The sequence below is a fragment of the Candidatus Formimonas warabiya genome, from assembly GCF_002777255.1.
GTDB lineage: Bacteria > Bacillota > Dehalobacteriia > Dehalobacteriales > Dehalobacteriaceae > Formimonas > Formimonas warabiya.
On record NZ_CP017634.1, the window covers coordinates 3,294,507 to 3,314,232 of the forward strand.

Sequence of the window (19,726 nt, forward strand, 5' to 3'; positions counted from 1 at the left end):
TTGAAAACCCTTTCTCTAGATAAAAATAGCTTGATCAAAACTGTCGGTTCAGACTCACCTCCTTCGTCGCCAAATAAAACTCAGTTGCAAAGCTTGAGAGCGAACCATTGCTGTCAAATGTGACGTCTTATAACAAACATGCCCCCTGCATGTAGTTATCAACCACCAGTAATGCGAAATCCTTCCGGCAGAGGATCTTCCGGTTCCAGAACCAGTTGATTGAATCCTACAATTTGAGCGGTTCCCCCCACAATGGGAATCACGGCATCAAAATCAGCCACCTTGGTAAATTCTTTAATAGTTCCGGTAAATGGGGTATCGATAATACTCTTATTAATCAAAGTCATACCCTTTTTCAATAAGCCTTTTGCATGCAAAAGAGCCACCCGGGCCGAAGTGCCTGTTCCGGTAGGAGAACGGTCAATTTGGGCATCCGCAAAAATACAGACATTCTTGGAATCCAGTCCTCCCTCCACTTCTTCCACCGGTGCGGTAATGATGGTGCCATAAATCCCGCACAGTTCCGGTTCCAAGGGGTGGACCACTTTCATCTGGTCCATAATCTGATATTTCAATTCCATGCCCCGGCGTACCAAATCATCCATCTGTTTCGGGGTCACTTCGAGACCTAATTTTTCTGCCTCCACCCAAACATAAAATGCTCCGCCATAGGCAATATCCACGGTGATTTCCCCGATGCCCCCCACCTTGACCTTCACATCCCGGGCATAAACAAAAGAAGGGACGTTTTCAAAATCGACCCGGATCACTCTGCCGTCCCGGACCTCGGCACAGGCTACCACCCGTCCCGCCGGAGAATCGATTTTTACCACTTTCACTCCGTTGGCGGCTTCAATCATACCGGTTTCAATAACTACCTTCGTCACGGCAATAATCCCATGTCCGCACATGGTACTATATCCCTCATTATGGGTGAAAATCACACCAAAATCTCCATCCTCGGTTACGGGAGGCGTAATAATACAGCCGTACATCCCGCTATGGCCCCGGGGTTCCAACATCAGCATTTTTCGAATATGGTCATAATTTTCCAGCATGAAACGGCGCTTCTCCAAAATGGTATTCCCTTTAATGGGGGGAAGACCGGAAGTGATCACCCGGAGCGGTTCTCCCGCCGTGTGTGCATCAATGGCATGAATAATCCGGGAAAACTTTAACATTTTTTTGCCTCCTTTATTATAGGTCAGGGGACACACCTCTATATTGAGCATTTCTATCTGGCTGAGGAATGTCCCCAATTATACTAGGGACATTCCTCAATCCAAAATACAAGAAGCCAGAAACCAGAAAGGTAAGTTAGAGTGAGGAAGGAATCTTGTTTCTTGCCTCTTGACTCTTGACTCTTGACTCTTGTAGCGCGGAATGTCCCCCATTCTGTAAAATTCCTCATGAGTATTCTTTATGTAAAATAATTTAACTCCTTAAAGATCTATTTCATGATTCACTCCCTTTTCCCATGCTTTTCCCTCCTTCTGTCCTATCAACTATGACCTGTTCATCATAAGGTCAGACCATATTACAATACAATAAAAATAAGAATTCCCCTTATTCCGATCTCTTCTATCATACAATTTAATAAATTTGGACTTCATATTGATTTCAATTAATTCTATTAATTCTACACTTTTTAATCTTTTCCTGCTTGATCCAAGGAAAATAAAAAACGCCTCTCAAATAATGAAAGGCGTCATTGCCATTTATCAGATACTCCCTTGTATCTAATCAAGATTATGCCACATTCCAGTTCCCTTGTCAACAACTTCCTCACGGGTCCCCCTGTCTGCCCTATTTTCGCTTGATCACTTCCCGGGCCCCATTCACAATGTTTTCTGCCGTCAGACCATATTTTATTAACAGGTCTTGAGGGGCCCCGGATTCACCAAAGCTGTCCAAGACACCGACCCTTTTCAAAGGAGCGGGCCGGTTTTCGCCCAAAACTTCTGCCACGGCACTGCCCAATCCGCCGATAATGCTGTGCTCTTCTGCCGTAACCACAGCTCCCGTAGTTTTAACAACCCGGACAATAGTTTCCCGGTCGATGGGCTTAATGGTATGAACATTCAGGACGGCAGCTGAAATGCCCTCCGTTTCTAGAACTTTAGCGGCTTGCACACAAGCATCCACCATCAGTCCCGTACCAATCAGGGCTACGTCTGTGCCCTCCCGCAGTACGACAGCTTTCCCCCATTCAAACCGGTAATTTTCATCATTAACGGCCGGAACCGCTAAGCGACCCAGCCGGATATAAACAGGACCTTCCGCCTGAGCTGCCGCTAAAACAGCTGCTTCTGTTTCCGCAGCATCAGCCGGAACAATTACCGTCATATGAGGAATGGACCGCATTAACGAAATATCTTCCACCGTTTGATGGGAGGCCCCGTCTTCCCCGACAGTAATACCCGCATGAGTCGCAGCAATTTTCACATTTAGCCTGGGATAAGCGATGGTGTTTCTAATCTGTTCAAAAGCCCGTCCTGTAGCAAACATGGCAAAGGTGCTGACGAAGGGAATTTTTCCTGTGGTGGCCAGTCCCGCCGCCGTTCCCATCAGGTTCTGCTCGGCAATGCCGACGTTAATAAACCTGTGCGGAAATACTTTTGCGAAATCCGCAGTTTTCGTGGATTTAGACAAATCACCATCGAGAACCACGATATTGGCATATTTTTCACCCAATTTAACCAAAGCTCTTCCATAAGCTTCCCGGGTGGCAATCTTAGTTGTCATGTATAGCAGCCTCCATCTCATAGGATAATTTAGGGGTTATCCGGTCTACTCCCCTGCCAACTCCGCCAATGCCTTCTCCGCTTCCTCCCGCTTCGGGGCCACCCCGTGCCATCCGGCGACATCTTCCATAAAGGAAACACCTTTTCCTTTTATCGTATTGGCAATTACCATGGATGGTTTCCCCGTGACGGTTCTGGCATGATCCAGGGCAGCCAGGATACGGGAGACATCATGGCCGTCAATGACCTGGACATCCCAACCAAAGGCACGCCATTTCTCATCTACCGGTTCCGGGGACATCACATCGGTAATTTTCCCGTCAATCTGCAGTCCGTTATGGTCCAGGAACACGGCCAAATTGTCCAAGTGATAATGGGCAGCAAACATCGCCGCCTCCCAAATTTGGCCTTCCTGACATTCTCCATCTCCAAGCAACGCATAAACCCGATAGCCGGCCCCATCCATTTTCCCTGCCAAAGCCATTCCATTCGCCGCCGAGAGACCTTGTCCCAAAGAACCGGTAGAGATCTCCACGCCGGGTACTTTTCTCATATCCGGATGGCCCTGCAGTTTGCTGCCAATTTTTCTTAAGGTCCATAGATCCTCTTTGGGAAAAAAGCCCTTTTCGGCAAGAGCGGCATATAAAACCGGGGCAGCATGTCCTTTGGACAGTACAAAACGGTCCCGCTCCGGCCAGGCGGGATTTTGCGCATCGACCCGCATTTCATGAAAATACAAAACAGTTACGATATCGGCGGCGGAAAGAGATCCCCCCGGATGGCCGGAGCCTGCTTCTGCCAGCATCTGAATGATGTCCTTTCTAATCTCTTTGGCTTTGTCTTTCAGCAAGTTGACTGTTTCTGAATCCATTTTATATGTACCTCCATGTTTTCGGTTTTCGCTCCTTTGTTCTCTGCTCTTTTACGGCAGGCCGTAATCGGCCTGTTTGAAGCCTTCCCCCAATACTTCATGAACATTGGCCACGATGACAAAAGCTTTAGGATCCACGCTGTAGACAATACTCTTTAAGGTACTTACCTCGGACTGGGCCACCACGCAGAGCAAAACTTCCCGCTCAGTCGCCGTATATGCTCCTTTGCTCTGGAAAGAGGTGACACCCCGGCTCATCCGGGTCAACAACTCTTCACTAATTTGGCGGTGATGCTCAGAAATAATTAAGGCCGCTTTGGCGTAAGTAACCCCTTCTTGGATCACATCAATCATTTTGCCGGTAACAAAGACCGTCACTAAAGCATACAAGGCCTTCTCAATGTCAAAGACAATCCCTGCTAAAATGATCACCATGGCATCAATAGACAATAAGGAGTAACCTAAACTGATCTTGACAAATTTGTGCAGCAGCGCGGCGGCAAGGTCCGTCCCTCCCGTCGTTCCCTTGGAACGAAACACAATGCCTAATCCCAAACCGCAGACCACTCCTCCATAAACCGCTGCAAGAAGAGGATCATGGGTCCATGGTTTGTCCACAATCGTGGCTAAACCATCCACAAAAAATGAAATCACAAAGGTTCCATACAGGGACTTGATGCCGAATTTCATCCCTAATTCTTTGGTACACAAGAGAAGCAACGGGATATTAATCACGAACATGCTCACACCAACCGGGAATTTAAAAACGTAATAAAGCACCGTCGCCAGACCGCTTACTCCACCGGCAGCGATTTTATTGGGAATCAAAAAAGCCACCAAGCCGAGGGCAGTGATGAAACTGCCTACCGTAACCCCGATTAGGTCGCCCACAATACGATAACGCATAAACAACTACACCCCATCAATTGGGGGCATACCTCGTTACAAGAGGCAAGAAATAAGATTTCTTGCTTCTGGCTTCTTGAACGAGGTGTGTCCCCTAACCGCTAACAAATTAATCCTTGTGCCTGAACTGGTGCAAATAGGCCGCAATGAAGGTGTCCAGCTCTCCATCCATAACCGCGTCCACATTACCCATTTCCATGCCGGTACGATGATCTTTCACCAGCCGGTAGGGTTGAAATACATAAGACCGGATTTGACTGCCCCAACCAATTTCCTGTTGATCACCCCGGAGTTCAGCCATCTGTTCCTCCTGTTCCCGGCGTTTGATCTCCAGCAGTTTCGCCCTTAACAGTTTCATCGCCTTATCCCGGTTCGCATGCTGGGATCTTTCGTCCTGACACTGGGTGACGATGCCGGTAGGAATGTGGGTAATACGCACGGCGGAATCGGTTTTATTCAAATGCTGGCCTCCTTTGCCCCCTGAGCGAAAGGTGTCTATTCTTAAGTCATCCGGATCTATTTCTACCTCGTCGTCATATTCCACCTGAGGCAAAACATCCACGGAAGCAAAGGAGGTATGCCTGCGCCCGTTGGCATCAAAAGGAGAGATTCTTACCAGCCGGTGCACGCCCTTTTCCGATCTGAGATATCCAAAGGCATTCAGCCCTTCTACAGAAAGGGACACACTCTTTACTCCCGCTTCATCTCCGGCCAAATAATCCAGCACTTCCACCTTAAAGCCTTCCCTTTCACAATACCGGGTATACATGCGCATGAGCATGGCCACCCAATCTTGTGCTTCCGTGCCTCCTGCCCCGGCATGCAAAGATAAGATGGCATGATGATTATCGTAGGGCCCTGATAAGAGTACGGCTAATTCCATGGACTCCAGGCTCTTGATCCAGCTTTTCATTTGGGCGGCAACTTCATGTTCTACCGACTCATCACTTTCTTCCGTGCCTAACTCCCAAAGGACCTTGATATCCTCAAATTGAGACGCTAATTGATCATAGCGCTTCACCCGTTCTTTTTGATCGGTAATCCGCTGCAATATTCTTTGGGCCTGCTCCCGGTCCTCCCAAAAACCAGGCCCCAAGGTTGTCTCTTCCAATTTTTTTATTTCTTCTTCCCGTTTGGCCACGTCAAAGAGAAACCCTCAATTCTCTCAGACGGCACCCTGCCTCTTCAATTTCTTTCTTTAAATCAGCAAGCATCCCTATCCCCCCTTAAAATGTTAGGGGACACACCATCCAAGAAGCAAGATGCCAGAAGCAAGGAGCAAGAAAAGAGATAAACAGTCTTGCATTTTACCTCTTGCATCTTGCCTCTTGTCCGAGGAATGTCCCCAATTTTATTGTTACTCTTGCGCGCCACAGCACTTTTTGTATTTTTTCCCGCTCCCGCACGGGCAAGGATCATTTCTGCCGATTTGTTTTTCTTTCCGTACGGGTTTCTTTACCTGGTCTTCCGCCCGATTCTCCGAAATATTTGTCCGTTCCTTAGGGGCCTCAACCACATTCACTCTCATCAGATACCGGACCACGTCGGACTGAATTTCTCCAATCATCTCCTGAAACATATCATATGCTTCGAATTTATATTCTACCAAAGGATCTTTCTGTCCATACGCCCTCAGTCCAATCCCTTGTCTCAATTGATCCATGGCGTCCAGGTGATCCATCCACTTGCTGTCCACCACTTTGAGAATGACGACCCGTTCCAGCTCACGCAGGGTCTCCTCGCCCAATTCCCCTTCTCTCTTCTCGTAGAATTCTCTCACCTTTTCCTCAAACATTTGAGGAATCTCGTCTTTATGCATCATCTTCAGGTCTTCCTCAGTCAGGGCATGATTGGGCAGGAACAAATGAGCCGATTCCAACAAGCCTTTTAAATCCCATTCTTCCGGATGAGGACTTCCCCCGGCGTAAGAGGCCACCGTCCGATCCACCACATCATGAATCATGTCATAAATGGTGTCCTTCAGATTCTCCCCGGTCAGCACCTGGCGGCGCTGTTCATAAATAATTTCCCGCTGCTGGTTCATCACATCATCATATTCCAAAACATGTTTCCGGAGCTCAAAGTTCTTCGCTTCTACCCGTTTCTGAGCTGATTCAATGGATTTGGAGATAATGGGATGGTCAATGGGCATGGAATCGTCCATGCCTAATTTATCCATCATACCGGTGACATTTTCCGCCCCAAATAAGCGCATCAGGTCGTCTTCCATGGAAATAAAAAACTTACTGGAACCGGGATCTCCCTGCCGTCCGGACCGGCCCCGGAGCTGGTTATCGATGCGCCTGCTTTCATGGCGTTCCGTACCAATAATATGCAGGCCTCCCAGTTCCACCACCTTGCGCCGTTCCTCATCCGTCTGTTCTTTGTATTTTGCAATCCATGGGCGCATTTCCTCATCGTCAAGTTCTTTTCCTGCTTTGCGTGCCTCCGCATGGGCGAGAAATTCCGGGTTTCCTCCTAATAAAATATCCGTACCACGCCCCGCCATGTTGGTGGCAATGGTCACAGCCGAATGGCGGCCGGCCTGGGCCACAATCTCCGCCTCCATTTCATGGAACTTGGCATTCAGCACCTGGTGGGTAACTCCCCTCTTTTTTAATGCCTCGCTAAACTGCTCGGATTTTTCAATAGAGATGGTCCCCACTAATACAGGCTGCCCGGTATCATGTCTGGCGACAATTTCCTCAACAACGGCATTGATCTTTCCTTTTGCCGTCCGATAGATCACATCCGGATGGTCCTTGCGCACCATCGGCATGTTGGTAGGGGCCACAACCACATCCATGCCGTAAATCTTCCGGAACTCTTCTTCTTCCGTAGCGGCGGTACCCGTCATCCCGGAAAGCTTTTTGTACATACGGAAATAGTTCTGGAAAGTGATGGTGGCCAGCGTCTGGGACTCCCGTTCAATTTTGACCCCTTCCTTGGCCTCAATGGCCTGGTGCAAACCCTCGCTGTACCTGCGCCCAAACATCAATCTCCCGGTGAATTCATCGACAATAATGACCTCTCCGTCTTTCACCACATAATCCCGGTCCCGCTTAAACAAGGTATAGGCTTTCAGGGCCTGGTTCACATGGTGGCTGATCTCCATATTGGCATTATCATAAAGATTCTCCACCCCCAACATCTGCTCGACCCGGGATACGCCCTGCTCCGTAAGAGTCACCACCCTTGCCTTTTCATCGATGGCAAAATCATCCTCTTTTTTTAACCGGGGAATAACCTTGGCGACGGTATAATACAATTGGGTGGGTTTATCTGCCTGCCCGGAAATAATCAAAGGAGTCCTGGCCTCATCAATGAGAATGCTGTCCACCTCGTCCACAATGGCGTAGTTTAATTCCCGCTGTACCATGTGATCCGGGTGAATAGACATATTGTCTCTTAAATAGTCAAAGCCGAATTCATTATTGGTTCCGTAAGTAACATCGGCACGGTAGGCATTTTTGCGTTCCTCAAAATCCAGTCCGTGCACAATCAAACCCACCGATAATCCTAAGAATTTATAAATTTTCCCCATCCATTCGCTGTCCCGGGTGGCCAAATAATCATTCACCGTAACCACGTGAACACCCTTCTCCGTTAAGGAGTTTAAATAAACAGGCAGGGTAGCGACTAGGGTCTTTCCTTCCCCGGTTTTCATTTCCGCGATTCTGCCATGATGCAAGACCATACCGCCAATCAGTTGCACATCAAAATGGCGCATCCCCAGTACCCGGCGGGATGCTTCCCGGACCACGGCGAAAGCCTCGGGCAAAATGTCGTTCAGAGAAGCCCCTGCGGCCAGTTTTTCTTTCAATTGGGCGGTTTTCCCCTGCAGGTCCGGATCAGAGAGCTTCTCTATTTCCGGTTCCAAAGCATTAATTTCTTCCACCACTTTGCTATATTTCTTGATATCTCTGGCATTATCATCCAGGAGGCTCTTTAAAAACTTGAGCAAGCTAATCCCTCCAATTTCATATTTATGGACATTTGACAATTGACAACGGACAATTATCAATTTCTTTCTGCTGTTTCCTATACTAAAAAGAAAGGAACCATATGGTTCCTATCCTTTTATGGTATCACTATATTTTAACATTTCCAGGTCCTATGTTCAAGTTTCATATCTTGAGCGTGCGCACGGAGGTGAGCTTTTCCGGAAATCTTTTCACGGTCATGGATTTAAAAACCAGCCAAAAAACACCTAGCGAAATAAAAATATCGCCGATGCTAAAAGCTTTTGCCTTCGGCCAGGGGAAAATCAGGGTATCTGCCAGCCAGGGCAGGCGGGTCTGCTCTGTGATCATGGAATAGGTAATCACGCCTTTATCCTCTAGAAGCTGAGCTAATCCCGGATCCAACCCGTCAATGGTTACGGGCATTGCGCCCCCGTTGACCCCAATGACAAGAAAATTCAAGGCAAAACCCAAGGCCAATACTTTAATTCCCGGCAGGCGGCGATGTTTCCACAAAAATATCAGCAGCAAAGCATAAGAAACCCCATAGAATAACAACCGGTAATCATCCATCGCCGTGAAACCTCTTGTCCAAAGGAGATCCATCCCCCACTGGATGATAAAAGCCAAAAATACCAGCCACACAGCGGATAGTTTGATCTTGGCCAGATTGGCTAATCTTCCCCGCGCCAGCCATCCCGCCACCACACCGATGATAATTGCTTCATATAACATATCATTCCTCCATTATCTTTTGGTCGCACGCTGGTTTGGCAGCAGGATCCATTTGTAATTTTTGCGTAAGTTTAGGATATCCCCGAATAAATGCATCCACGGCAGCCGGATCAAATTGGGTCCCTTTGCACCTTTCCAATTCCCGGAAGGCGTTCCCCACATCCATCCCTTTCCGATAAGGCCGGTCCGACGTCATGGCATCAAAAGAGTCTGCCACCGCAATAATCCGGGCGCCCAAAGGAATCTCATCACCCTTTAAGCCTTCCGGATAACCTTTTCCATCTAATCGTTCATGATGATATTTACAAATTTTGTGGTGTTTTAAAAAGGTAATCTGTTTAATAATTTCATAACCCACGGTAGGATGGGTTTTCATTTTCTCCATTTCCCAGTCGTCCAAACGTCCGGGTTTATTCAAAATATGTTCCGGAATGGCGATTTTTCCAATATCATGGAGCAAGGCAATATCTTTAAAATCCTCAATATACTTGTCGGGCAAATTCATTTCTTCGCAAATCGCCACCACATACTGGGCTACCCGTTTAGAATGACCTGCCGTATAATGGTCCTTGGCATCTATGATGGAAGCCAGATTCATAATGGTTTCTAAATAAACGTCCCGCATATCCATGTACAGCTTAAAGGAATGGCGGGCTAATACCAGGGGGATAAAGAGAATAATCACCCCAAAACTATGCAGATAGGAATAAATCACGGCAATAATATACCCTAAGGCCCCTAAGGCAAGATAATTGGGCATCGTCCACTTCAGCCCGGTGAGCCAGGTACGTAAAATCGATATATTGCTGGTAATCGATGAATACAAGATAAAAAAAAGTAAATTTAAGACCAGATAGAAAAAAATGGTAGCCAAGGCGGGGATAAAAATATTGTGTTCAATCTGTCCGGGTACGCCGCCCAACAACATAAAGATATGTCCTGAGATGAGAATGGTCACAGTAAATTGCCCCGCATCAAAAAGAGGCATAAATACATTTTTCACTTTACGAAAATTGATCATTTCAAAGATCAAATACGTACTTACTGCCACCGTTGCCGCTACCGTCGGTCCGAAAATGAGGATGACGGCAAAATCTATGGCAAAATTAACGGTTACGTGACCGGTTATGGGCAATTTTACCGGCAAGTACTCAGCCATGAGGGAAATAGCCGCAAAAGTAAGGAACGAATAGATATTTACCTGCAAAATTTCCCGATAATCACCAAGTAAACAAAAAGTCCCCACACCAAGAGCAAAGACAAATAAACAATAGGCTTTTTGTTTAAATAAAACCATAATTTATCACCAGTTAATTTAAAATTAAAAGGGCCGACAAATAACTCTATTTTCTTATGTACGAAATCTTGCACCACCGGCTAACACTAAGGTAGCCAAAGTGATAAATACCTTCAGCAAGGTAGCTTTCACTGTATAATCCCCCTTGCGGTTTATTCTGAACCTCCGCTATCTGTTCAGTGGTTGCCGCTCCGCTCGGATTATCAAAAAAGCAGTGAATCAATACATTAGGTTTCCCCTGGTATTTGTCGGCCCTTTTTTAACTTGATTGTGCACCCGGCACATAGGCTAATTTTCTGTTTACCGCACTTAAACTAGCTTTACATACCGCTTCTCTTTCATCACCTTTAATAAAGCACGCGCCCAGCAAAACATCTTCACTTTCCAGGCCTACGTAGAAAACGGAAACAATAATCACATCGTCTCCGCCAAACCTGACTTTGGCAACCTGGTCCACAGAAAGGTGCACCTTACCTTCAAAAAATTTCTCCAAAGCATCCAATGCGGCCTCAGCCACCATGCGCATCCGATTGATGGGAGAATTAGGCCCGGAAGCCTTTCCTTCTATAATCTTGTCTTCAATCATAATCTTTAACGAAACATCCGTTGTCTGCCTGGATATGGAAGTGTTAATGCTGTGTATCCGCGGTCTCCAATGATCGCCAGTCATTTTTAAATGGTCGTCCCCCATCTGCACGACACTGACGACCTTATGGTCAAGAGCGATGCCAAAAGCTACCATGATGACAGTTTCTACATCGCGGACAATCTGTTTGGGGCTTCTTTCCGTATTGGCTAAGATATGAACTTCCTCAAAATTCCCATCCTTGTCCAAAATAACCCGGGCGCTGATGACTCCCCGGATCTGTTTGATCACCGTTTCGTACATCTGTCCGCCAGAACCTAAATTACTATGATCCACTCCCATATTAACACCTCATTGACCAATAATTCTAAATTCTTCCTTTTATTACTTAATCAGATTCGACTTAAATCCTTATTTTCCTTTTTTTATTTTTTTTTTCATAGGGAAAACTTCATCATAATAAAGGGATGGTTCTGCTTCCTCACAAAAAGAAGAAGAACCATCCCCTTTGTCACACGGAAAAGCCGGGTGGCAAACACCCGGCTTCATCCAGATAAATTTTTAGAATTCTGGTTCAATCAATCCATAATTGCCGTCTTTTCTCTTATAAACCACATTTACTTCATCTGTTTCCCCATTGGAAAATACAAAAAAGCTGTGGCCCAGCAGGTTCATCTGCATGATTGCCTCTTCAACAGGCATCGGTTTAAATGCAAAGCGCTTCGTCCGTACTATTCTTGGTTCGTCACGATCATCTTCAAGCTTGACGGCTATATCCTTGATGCTATGGTTTTTAACTTTCCGATTGATGCGCGTCTTATATTTGTCGATTTGTTTTTCCAGTTTTTCAATGACTAAATCAATTGAGCTGTACATATCTAAAGTTTCTTCTTCCCCTCTAAGGATCAGGCCATTGAGAGGCATTGTCACTTCCACACGGTGGCGGTCTTTTTCAACCAGTAAAGTAACCTGTGCTTCATTCACTTCATCAAAAAATTTGTCTAGCTTACCTAATCTCTTTTCCACATAGTCGCGAAGAGCATCGGTGATTTCGATATTCCGGCCTTTAAGAATGATCTTCATAAAACCAGCTCCTTCCACCGTTATCTTAATAATAATATTATTCCCGAAATATCCAAAAAATCCTTCTAGAAAACACTCTCCCGTACATTTTTTCCCCGATGGCCGCAAAAAATACTCCTGCCCAAAAATCTTCCTAAGGGATGTTTTTTAAGTGCAAAAAAACGGCATTGTGTCGAAACCCGATTTCTCCAATGTTCTTTGTGGATGCATTTTTTGTGGATAATGTGGATAAGTCTGTTAATAACCAGCTAAAATTAGTTTCTCTCCTGTGTATTTCCCTGTGGAGGATAAAAAACCTGTCGGAAAATCAGTTTTAATACGATTTTCCCGCCGCACAGGTAACAACCCAGACAGATTTTGCCCCTTCTATCTTCAGAATCCGGGAGCAGGTTTCTATGGTAGCCCCCGTGGTATAAATATCATCTACCAGAAGAATGTTTTTCCCCGTTACAGCCTTCACGTCTTTTACCACAAATGCAGCGCCTAAATTTTCCTGCCGGGCCTTTCTGTTCAACCCTGTCTGGGAGGGAGTATCTACAATCCGTCGTAATAAATCCGGGACAACGGGCAATTTTAACCCTGTGCCGATTTCCCGGGCCAGAAGCTCACTTTGATTATAGCCTCTTGATCTTTCTCTTTTGATATGAAGGGGTACGGGAGCCAGCACCTCCACATCATGAAATCTGGCATCCCTCTCTATGGTGCGCAACATCAGCAATCCGAGCGGGACAGCCCATTTTGTCACACCATGATATTTGAACTGGTGAATGATGTCCCGCATGGCTCCCTCATAGGGGAAAACCGCTCTTGCTCCATCAAACCAATATTCTTTTTTTTGCCGGCAATTGATACAGCATGATCCTGTCTCGAAAACAAAAGAAGCACAATGAGCACAAGGGGGATATTTGTTTTCCATTTCCTCCAGCCGGCTCCAACACTGGCTGCAAAGGCCAGTACCATCCAACCCGCCTTCTTGTCCACAGGAAAAGCATCGATAATTCGGGAAGATCAAATTTAACAAAGCCCGCCACCAGTCAGCACATACTAGCCGTAACATGTAAAATTCCCCCTTTTTAGATACCCATGAGCGGCATAAAATCTCCTTTTGATTTTTATACCGGTTGACTCAGGTATGAAATTACTTATTTTCTGTTCCCTGTCGATTTAAATTTCTTCCCATCAAACAATCCGACACAATACCTCTGCCCGGATCATGACCAACAACTTTTTTACATGAAACTTCGCTCTTGGAACTCGGATCCCAACCGGCACTCATTGAGCAAAACAACCATTCTTTTTCGCACCAGCCTGGGCGGCTCCGGGCCGACAACAGAAAGAACACGCACATTCTCTCCCTGCCATCTCTTCATGCGTTCAAATCTTTTCCCCACCGAGGCACTGACCAGCACAAAGGGGTGCCTTTCTCTGATCGCTTTGAGAATGGATAAGGTATCATCCTCCGACTTATCGTCAATCACCATGAAGCTGAAATCACGGTAATTCCAACTTTGCAGCCGGAACACATCCCACATAATATATTCTACCGAATCTGCCGAATTTTTCAAAATTAAAATGAGAATATTCTTTTTCCCCGCCAGCTTTGCCTTACACATGAACCAGCCGGCCACAGCCAGGATGATCCCATATCCAGCCAACACGGATAGGAAAGCAAACAGCCCCGTCATCTGCTTTTTACCTCCCATAAACGAAGTACCATATTTTATGTATAATCTTTACCGGTTGACACATAATAGTTAAAAAAGCCCAAAGGGCTTTTCGGGATTCGGGAAAAAGAAAAGGAAAAAATTTTTTTGTTTTGAGGTTAGGAGTACCAATTTTAAGGAAGTGACTGAAATCATGGACTACGAGGTAGATAAATGCCTGATCTGCGGAAAATCATTGCGAGACTCAGATCCTTTAGAAAATGACAGCCCGGTACTAATTGGAAAAGACCGGGAACTATGCTCTTCATGCTACAAAGATATGATAGATAATAGAAAAAAGCTCTAGAGAGCTTTTCTTCACACAAAAAGCGCCTTACCGCGCTTTATTATACTTGCAAAATTTATAAGGTCCAAAAGGTTTGAAAGTATCAGTACAACTAAGGCTTGCGCCGTCGCCAGAGGCTTGACGCAAGCCAAGTTTTCTGAGGTAGGAAGGTTCTCCTATACAGTGATTTCTATTTGACTTTCCCGGAAACCGGTACCCGGATCCCGAGCCCGTAAAGCCCAAAGGGCTTTCCTTACATCTTAAAAAACGCACGCACTTCTTTTTGCATTTCCCTCATTTGCTGCTCTGAATTTGCTTCTACATAAATCCGGAACAAGGGCTCTGTACCGGAAGCCCGGATCAATACCCAGGACCCGTCATCCAGGATCACCTTAGTTCCATCCAGAGAGATTCGTTTTGTTACCTGGCGTCCGTTGAATACAGCAGGATCAAAGGCCCTTAACTCTTCCATAATACGGTCCTTTTCCTTCGGATCCACACAGACATCCATACGTTCACTGACTACAGTACCAAATTCATCGGTAATCTGTTTAATTACTCCCGTAAGAGTTTTGCCGTGGATGGCCCTGATTTCCGCCATCAACAGAGTGGCCAGAATGCCGTCCTTTTCCGGAATGTGTCCCTGAATGGACAATCCCCCGCTTTCCTCTCCCCCCAAAATGCTGCCCCGTTTTCTCATGGATTCGCCAATAAATTTAAAACCGACAGGAGTCTCTTCCGCCTGGTAGCCGAATTTTTCCGCCATGCGGTCCAACATGTGGGTAGTTGCCACGGAACGGGCCACCGGACCGCGACACTTGCGCACGTTAAGGAGATGATAGTACAGCATGTATAAAACCTTATTGGGAATTATATAGTCTCCGTTGGAGTCAATGACCCCGAAACGGTCGGCATCACCATCCAAAGCCAGCCCTAAATCCGCCCCTTCCGACAATACCCGGGATTTCAACTTGGTTAATACCCTCGCCGAAGGTTCAGGAATACTGCCTCCAAAAAGAGGATCCCGATAATTATTAATCGTAATTACACTGCATCCTTCTTCTTCAAGAATCTGATCAAGGTAATTGATCCCGGCTCCAAACATGGGGTCAACAACGATCCGTAAATTCGCTTTACAAATGGCATCTAAATTAATCAGTTGCTTGAGATGCTTTTTATACTCCGGCATGGGGTCAAATTCCTCATAAAGGTTTTCGCTTTTGGCCGTATTTAGTGCCATCTCGTAAACTAACCCCTCATCCATCACTTTGGACAATTCGTCCTCAATTTTATTTGTAATATCCGGAAGGGCAGGTCCTGCGTATTCAGGAATAAACTTGATCCCATTGTATTCAGGAGGGTTATGGCTCGCCGTAATCATAATCGCCCCTGCGGCATTATGGGTGGTAATGGCATAGGCGGCTACCGGTGTCGGAGTAGCCCTGTTGGCAATGTATGATTTAATGCCGTTTCCTGCCATGATTTTTCCCACTTCGGCAGCAAAATGTTCTGACAGGAAGCGGTTGTCATAGGCAATAACCACACCATTGTCTTTTAAAGGATGGTCTTGTAAAAAGGACGCAATAGCCTGAGCGACCAGTTTCACATTATCAAAGGTAAAATTTTCTGCCATTACCGATCTCCAGCCATCCGTACCGAATTTAATCTTCCTCATTTTACCCTCCTATTTTTGGAGTTTATTTTGCCACTCTATTCTATTTTACCAATTAAGCCCTCAATTAACAACTTAAACTGTCAGTCGAAAGTCAAATGTCATTTATTAGTTGGGCGCTGTCCTGTCTAAGTTTCAAAAGTGAAAGATCCTTAACCGGGCTTTAAAACTTCGACAGACCTTCGACTTTGGGCTTTTGACTTTTGACTCACGCCTAAAAGGACTGCTGAATAGTTATAAAATATTTTTGCCCAAAACCGGGAAGATATCCCCTTTCAGCAGAGAAAACCTTTCCATTGCCTGTTAATAAAATGACGTATCCAAAAGATACGTCTACTGGTTTACCTAAACTAACCGCAAATGGTTGGGAAAAATTTTTTTTCTACCGCTGTCGGCGGATTTTCTTGACTGCTCTGAAGTACTAGGAATAAAAGTAATATCTTTGCCGCAGTAAGGACAATTCCATATTCCGCGGTCACTGGCGGAATAAGACGATCGGTTACAGTTTGGACATAACTTATACGGCAACCCCCTACCCCCTTATCCTAATTCATTTTTTTAACGGTTTTTTCTCCTCCTGATAACTGATAGATTACCCAGAATTCTCCTGCTATCGCCAATAGGACAGGAAGAAAAATGAACAATGCCCATCCCAGCCTGGAATGGGAAAATTCGATCACATACCCGAGATATGGGATGGACAAGTTTACTCGTCCTACCACATTCTGTTCCGGAACAGGAGCAAAATCTCTCGTCTCGTTCGCGTCCCCTTTCGTAACAAAAAAGGTTTGCTCCCCTTCCCTTACAACCTGTATCACCCTGTGGGTAATTAATCGCCTTGTATCTTCCGTATCCTGATAGGTAATAATCTCTCCCCTTGTGATGGTCTGTGGATCCACTCTTTTTACCACAAGGAGGGCACCGGTGTCAAAGGTAGGCCTCATGCTACCCGATAAGACAATCATCATTTTATATCCCTTAAAACTAGGCGCCTCACCCCCATTTTTCTCCTGTTGGACCAGCAGAATAATTAAAAGACTCAACACCATGATCAGGATCAGACAAAAAAAATTTTCCGTCCAGGCTAGCACCTTTCCTTTACTGACCAACTTCTATTGCCTCCTGTTTTTTCGCCCCTAATATATCCTATCTAGGTCAGTATAACAGGAGAGGCAACAGAAACAGGCAATTCCTTGTCGAGTCTTCCTTATTTTATTTCCCCAATAATCACCCTTAATCAGACACAAAAAACAGGTGATTCTTTATCACCTGTTCATTTTTCGCACATTGCCCAAAAATCTGACCGAAAAAAATCATACCTTTTGTCGAAAAATCACGTCGGCCGATCCCAATAGAATAATTTTTTAAACTCTTTCCCGCCCATACCTCTGGCCTTAGCCTGATCCAGCAAATAATCGGGATAGGGATAGACAAAAAAATGGGGCGGATCAATTTCCGGCAAGATACTGTACCGAAAAAAACGATCAAGAACCGGATTTTCCTTCTTTACTTCCTCCCAGTAAGCCATTCCCTCTTCTAGGGAAGCAATGGCTAAAGCCAAAGCCTCAAGAATTACTTCACTTTTTACGATCCGTCCTTCCGGACTGGCCGCCCACCTGGCAATCACATCCAACGGCTCTTTTCCCCCTAAGCTGCCTAAAAGCCAGATAATTCCCCGCACCAGCAAAGGGTTATCTGTTTGACGTAAAAAAAGGGACAAGCCGGGTACCACCCTTTGGTCATGCAAAAGATAAAGACACTCCAAGGCGCGCAGCTGCCATTCCTCTCCCGGGTTACTTCCCACAAAATCCACCAAAGGAAGGCTGATGAACCGATCCTGCAACCTGCCTAAGCAAATAAAAACACGGGAACGCACCTGGTAATCCGGATGCCTGATCAATGCCATCACCTGGGCAGCCACGCCTGATTTTCCTCTTCCCTCTTGCTCAATTTTCTGCAATAAAAGAATAGCCAAAGGCCGTTCCGCCTGAGGCAACTGAAGCAAATAGCCCTGCACAACCTCATTGCGGTCGGGGTATTTCCCCAAATATTCCAGAGCTTTCTTCCGTTCCCTTGGTGCGGGATCAACCAATTGACGAATCATTGTGAAGATTTCTTCATTTCCCATGCTTAAAAGGCTCCTTCAAAGCTAGTGCCGGCATCTTGCCATCCCTTGTTTCAGAACAGGTTTACAGGTTTGTTCATGATTAGGTTTGTCCGTAGCACCATTTTTATGCGACAAAAAAATGTGGCCGGGGCCACATTTTTTCCCTCAAGTCTATTTTACTTCAACCAGCCAGTTGGCCACCCAACCTTCTTTTCCGTCTTGTAAAGTAATTTTATACCATCCATTCTCTTCCGAAACCATGGTGGCGGTATCGCCTTTTACCAAAGTGGTCACTTTAGCATAAGTGGTCCCGGGGCCTGTCCGAATATTGGCCGAATCACCGCTTACCACGACTGTCTTTCCCTGAGCGGGAGGATTTGATGATTGGGGAAGCGTGGTTTTTCCACTCCCTTTATTGGTCCCCGTGTCACCGGACAATGCGTCTACCTCTTCTTGAAGATCATCTACCTTTGCCTGCATCTCATCCAATTTGGTCTGCAGGCTTGCCACGGTTTCACCCACAATTTTTTCTACATAGCTTTGGGCCACAAGAGGATCTCCCGCAGTGCCGGGTATCGCCCCTGCCGCTTGCACCATTTGTCCGATCACAAAACCTACCGTCAAAAAAACAATCGCAGCTACTACCAGCAGCGCCGCCCGTCCTTTCGTCATCTCCCCACTCCTTCCTCTTAACCGCCGATATAATTTTTCGCCTTATTCCCATGGATACGACCAGACAGTTTTTGTCCCGTAATAATACCGATGCGGTCAGCCCCAATCAGGATCATTACTGAAATACCAATCAAAATGACGACACTTTGGGCCGTTGTGAGCATGGTCAATAAAACGGCACTGCTGCCCAGGAAGAAAGTAATGGCATAAATAACCAGTACCGTTTGTTTATGGGATAGACCCATTTCCAACAAACGATGATGCAAATGACCCTTGTCCGCTTGAAAAATGGGCCTATTATTAAAGAATCGTCTGATAATGGCAAATGAAGTATCCAATATGGGAATGCCCAGAATAACCACCGGGATAAACAAGGAGATGACGGTAGCCCCTTTGGACAGGCCCATTACAGCCAGTGCGCCCAGAATATACCCTAAAAACAGGGACCCGCAATCGCCCATAAAAAGTTTTGCCGGATGAAAGTTAAAGCGCAAAAATCCCAAGGATGCCGCTGCCAAAAACAAAGCTAAATACACGGTCGTATAATGGCCCTGGGTCCAGGCCACGACAGCCAATGTCGCGGCGGCAATGGCAGATACCCCGGCCGCCAGTCCATCCAACCCGTCGATTAAATTCACCGCATTACTCATACCGATGACCCAAAAAACCGTCAGAGGAATGCTGAAAATATTTAAAGGAAGGATTCCCCCGGTAAAGGGATTGGTGACAAATTTTACCTGCACCCCAAAGTAAACCAGTACCAGCGCTGCCGCTATTTGTCCCAGCAGCTTTACTTTGGGAGAGATCCCCCTCATATCATCCACCAAGCCCAGGACCATAACCATGGTCCCGCTGATCAGCAAGCCCCATACCTGGAGATTCAGTTCCCGCATCAGGAGAACCCCTACGACAAAGCCACCGTAAATGGCCACGCCGCCAATCCTGGTGATAATACCTTTGTGTACTTTTCGCTCATTAGGCTGATCCACCGCCCCAACCCGCACGGCAACTTTCATCATCACAGGGGTTAAGGCGTATGCTGCCGCAAAAGCAACAAATATGCTCAATATTAGTTTTAACATTGTTCCCTCTCCCTGAAATT

At 46.0% G+C, this 19,726-nt stretch carries 17 protein-coding genes; all 17 read right to left on the minus strand.

Features of this window, described 5'->3' with window-relative positions; genetic code table 11:
* Positions 1-158: 158 nt before the first annotated feature.
* The 17 genes from DCMF_RS15135 to DCMF_RS15215 all read right to left on the minus strand — a co-directional run bounded on the left by DCMF_RS15135 (position 159) and on the right by DCMF_RS15215 (position 19,706).
* Positions 159-1,181, minus strand: a complete 1,023-nt coding sequence (locus DCMF_RS15135) for a proline racemase family protein (RefSeq protein WP_148135190.1) — start codon at positions 1,179-1,181, stop codon at positions 159-161.
* 625 nt (positions 1,182-1,806) lie between these two features.
* On the minus strand, positions 1,807-2,745 hold the full coding sequence (locus DCMF_RS15140; protein WP_148135191.1) for a transketolase family protein: 939 nt from the start codon (positions 2,743-2,745) through the stop codon (positions 1,807-1,809).
* Positions 2,746-2,790: 45 nt separating this feature from the next.
* Positions 2,791-3,615, minus strand: a complete 825-nt coding sequence (locus tag DCMF_RS15145) for a transketolase (RefSeq protein ID WP_148135192.1) — start codon at positions 3,613-3,615, stop codon at positions 2,791-2,793.
* A gap of 51 nt (positions 3,616-3,666) precedes the next feature.
* Complete coding sequence (locus DCMF_RS15150) at positions 3,667-4,521, minus strand: YitT family protein (RefSeq protein ID WP_148135193.1); 855 nt, start codon at positions 4,519-4,521, stop codon at positions 3,667-3,669.
* A gap of 109 nt (positions 4,522-4,630) precedes the next feature.
* Positions 4,631-5,735 (minus strand): peptide chain release factor 2 gene (gene prfB / locus DCMF_RS15155; RefSeq protein ID WP_236860033.1). Its coding sequence is split into 2 segments (ribosomal slippage): positions 4,631-5,665 and positions 5,667-5,735, totalling 1,104 coding nucleotides; the frame shifts between segments, so codons are not numbered across the junction.
* A gap of 143 nt (positions 5,736-5,878) precedes the next feature.
* Complete coding sequence (secA, locus tag DCMF_RS15160; RefSeq protein ID WP_148135195.1) at positions 5,879-8,485, minus strand: preprotein translocase subunit SecA; 2,607 nt, start codon at positions 8,483-8,485, stop codon at positions 5,879-5,881.
* Positions 8,486-8,648: 163 nt separating this feature from the next.
* A complete protein-coding gene (locus tag DCMF_RS15165; protein ID WP_148135196.1) occupies positions 8,649-9,218 on the minus strand; it encodes a DUF5317 domain-containing protein in 570 nt (189 codons plus the stop codon).
* A 1-nt stretch (position 9,219) separates the two neighbouring features.
* Positions 9,220-10,515, minus strand: coding sequence for an HD-GYP domain-containing protein (locus DCMF_RS15170; RefSeq protein WP_148135197.1), 1,296 nt, complete (start codon positions 10,513-10,515; stop codon positions 9,220-9,222).
* Positions 10,516-10,774: 259 nt separating this feature from the next.
* The gene (locus tag DCMF_RS15175; RefSeq protein ID WP_148135198.1) at positions 10,775-11,443 is read right to left on the minus strand and encodes a 2-isopropylmalate synthase; all 669 of its coding nucleotides are present in this window, start codon (positions 11,441-11,443) and stop codon (positions 10,775-10,777) included.
* A 219-nt stretch (positions 11,444-11,662) separates the two neighbouring features.
* Positions 11,663-12,184: a ribosome hibernation-promoting factor, HPF/YfiA family gene (gene hpf, locus DCMF_RS15180; RefSeq protein WP_148135199.1), complete on the minus strand. Its 522-nt coding sequence runs from the start codon at positions 12,182-12,184 to the stop codon at positions 11,663-11,665.
* A 313-nt stretch (positions 12,185-12,497) separates the two neighbouring features.
* The gene (locus tag DCMF_RS15185) at positions 12,498-13,241 is read right to left on the minus strand and encodes a ComF family protein (protein ID WP_148135200.1); all 744 of its coding nucleotides are present in this window, start codon (positions 13,239-13,241) and stop codon (positions 12,498-12,500) included.
* A 172-nt stretch (positions 13,242-13,413) separates the two neighbouring features.
* Positions 13,414-13,869 (minus strand): glycosyltransferase family A protein, encoded by a 456-nt coding sequence (locus tag DCMF_RS15190; protein ID WP_148135201.1) that lies wholly within the window; start codon positions 13,867-13,869, stop codon positions 13,414-13,416.
* 557 nt (positions 13,870-14,426) lie between these two features.
* Positions 14,427-15,848 carry a phosphoglucomutase/phosphomannomutase family protein gene (locus DCMF_RS15195; protein ID WP_148135202.1) on the minus strand — a complete coding sequence of 474 codons (1,422 nt, stop codon included), beginning with the start codon at positions 15,846-15,848 and terminating at the stop codon, positions 14,427-14,429.
* A 542-nt stretch (positions 15,849-16,390) separates the two neighbouring features.
* Positions 16,391-16,954 (minus strand): signal peptidase I, encoded by a 564-nt coding sequence (locus tag DCMF_RS15200; RefSeq protein WP_148135203.1) that lies wholly within the window; start codon positions 16,952-16,954, stop codon positions 16,391-16,393.
* A gap of 224 nt (positions 16,955-17,178) precedes the next feature.
* A complete protein-coding gene (locus DCMF_RS15205; RefSeq protein WP_148135204.1) occupies positions 17,179-17,973 on the minus strand; it encodes a HEAT repeat domain-containing protein in 795 nt (264 codons plus the stop codon).
* Between the two features lie 150 nt (positions 17,974-18,123).
* Positions 18,124-18,624: an SH3 domain-containing protein gene (locus DCMF_RS15210; RefSeq protein WP_148135205.1), complete on the minus strand. Its 501-nt coding sequence runs from the start codon at positions 18,622-18,624 to the stop codon at positions 18,124-18,126.
* A 17-nt stretch (positions 18,625-18,641) separates the two neighbouring features.
* Entirely contained in the window at positions 18,642-19,706 is a 1,065-nt protein-coding gene (locus tag DCMF_RS15215) for a glycosyltransferase family 4 protein (protein WP_148135206.1), read from the minus strand.
* Between the last annotated feature and the right edge of the window lie 20 nt (positions 19,707-19,726).

What these genes read in the sequence shown, in the direction of transcription:
- DCMF_RS15170 (WP_148135197.1), bottom strand. Translation starts at nt 10,515, where the DNA reads ATGGTTTTATTTAAACAAAAAGCCTATTGTTTATTTGTCTTTGCTCTT.
- DCMF_RS15195 (WP_148135202.1), bottom strand. Translation starts at nt 15,848, where the DNA reads ATGAGGAAGATTAAATTCGGTACGGATGGCTGGAGATCGGTAATGGCA.
- DCMF_RS15190 (WP_148135201.1), bottom strand. Translation starts at nt 13,869, where the DNA reads ATGACGGGGCTGTTTGCTTTCCTATCCGTGTTGGCTGGATATGGGATC.
- DCMF_RS15215 (WP_148135206.1), bottom strand. Translation starts at nt 19,706, where the DNA reads ATGTTAAAACTAATATTGAGCATATTTGTTGCTTTTGCGGCAGCATAC.
- DCMF_RS15140 (WP_148135191.1), bottom strand. Translation starts at nt 2,745, where the DNA reads ATGACAACTAAGATTGCCACCCGGGAAGCTTATGGAAGAGCTTTGGTT.
- DCMF_RS15135 (WP_148135190.1), bottom strand. Translation starts at nt 1,181, where the DNA reads ATGTTAAAGTTTTCCCGGATTATTCATGCCATTGATGCACACACGGCG.
- DCMF_RS15210 (WP_148135205.1), bottom strand. Translation starts at nt 18,624, where the DNA reads ATGACGAAAGGACGGGCGGCGCTGCTGGTAGTAGCTGCGATTGTTTTT.
- DCMF_RS15145 (WP_148135192.1), bottom strand. Translation starts at nt 3,615, where the DNA reads ATGGATTCAGAAACAGTCAACTTGCTGAAAGACAAAGCCAAAGAGATT.
- hpf (WP_148135199.1), bottom strand. Translation starts at nt 12,184, where the DNA reads ATGAAGATCATTCTTAAAGGCCGGAATATCGAAATCACCGATGCTCTT.
- DCMF_RS15185 (WP_148135200.1), bottom strand. Translation starts at nt 13,241, where the DNA reads ATGTTACGGCTAGTATGTGCTGACTGGTGGCGGGCTTTGTTAAATTTG.
- DCMF_RS15205 (WP_148135204.1), bottom strand. Translation starts at nt 17,973, where the DNA reads ATGGGAAATGAAGAAATCTTCACAATGATTCGTCAATTGGTTGATCCC.
- DCMF_RS15150 (WP_148135193.1), bottom strand. Translation starts at nt 4,521, where the DNA reads ATGCGTTATCGTATTGTGGGCGACCTAATCGGGGTTACGGTAGGCAGT.
- DCMF_RS15165 (WP_148135196.1), bottom strand. Translation starts at nt 9,218, where the DNA reads ATGTTATATGAAGCAATTATCATCGGTGTGGTGGCGGGATGGCTGGCG.
- DCMF_RS15175 (WP_148135198.1), bottom strand. Translation starts at nt 11,443, where the DNA reads ATGGGAGTGGATCATAGTAATTTAGGTTCTGGCGGACAGATGTACGAA.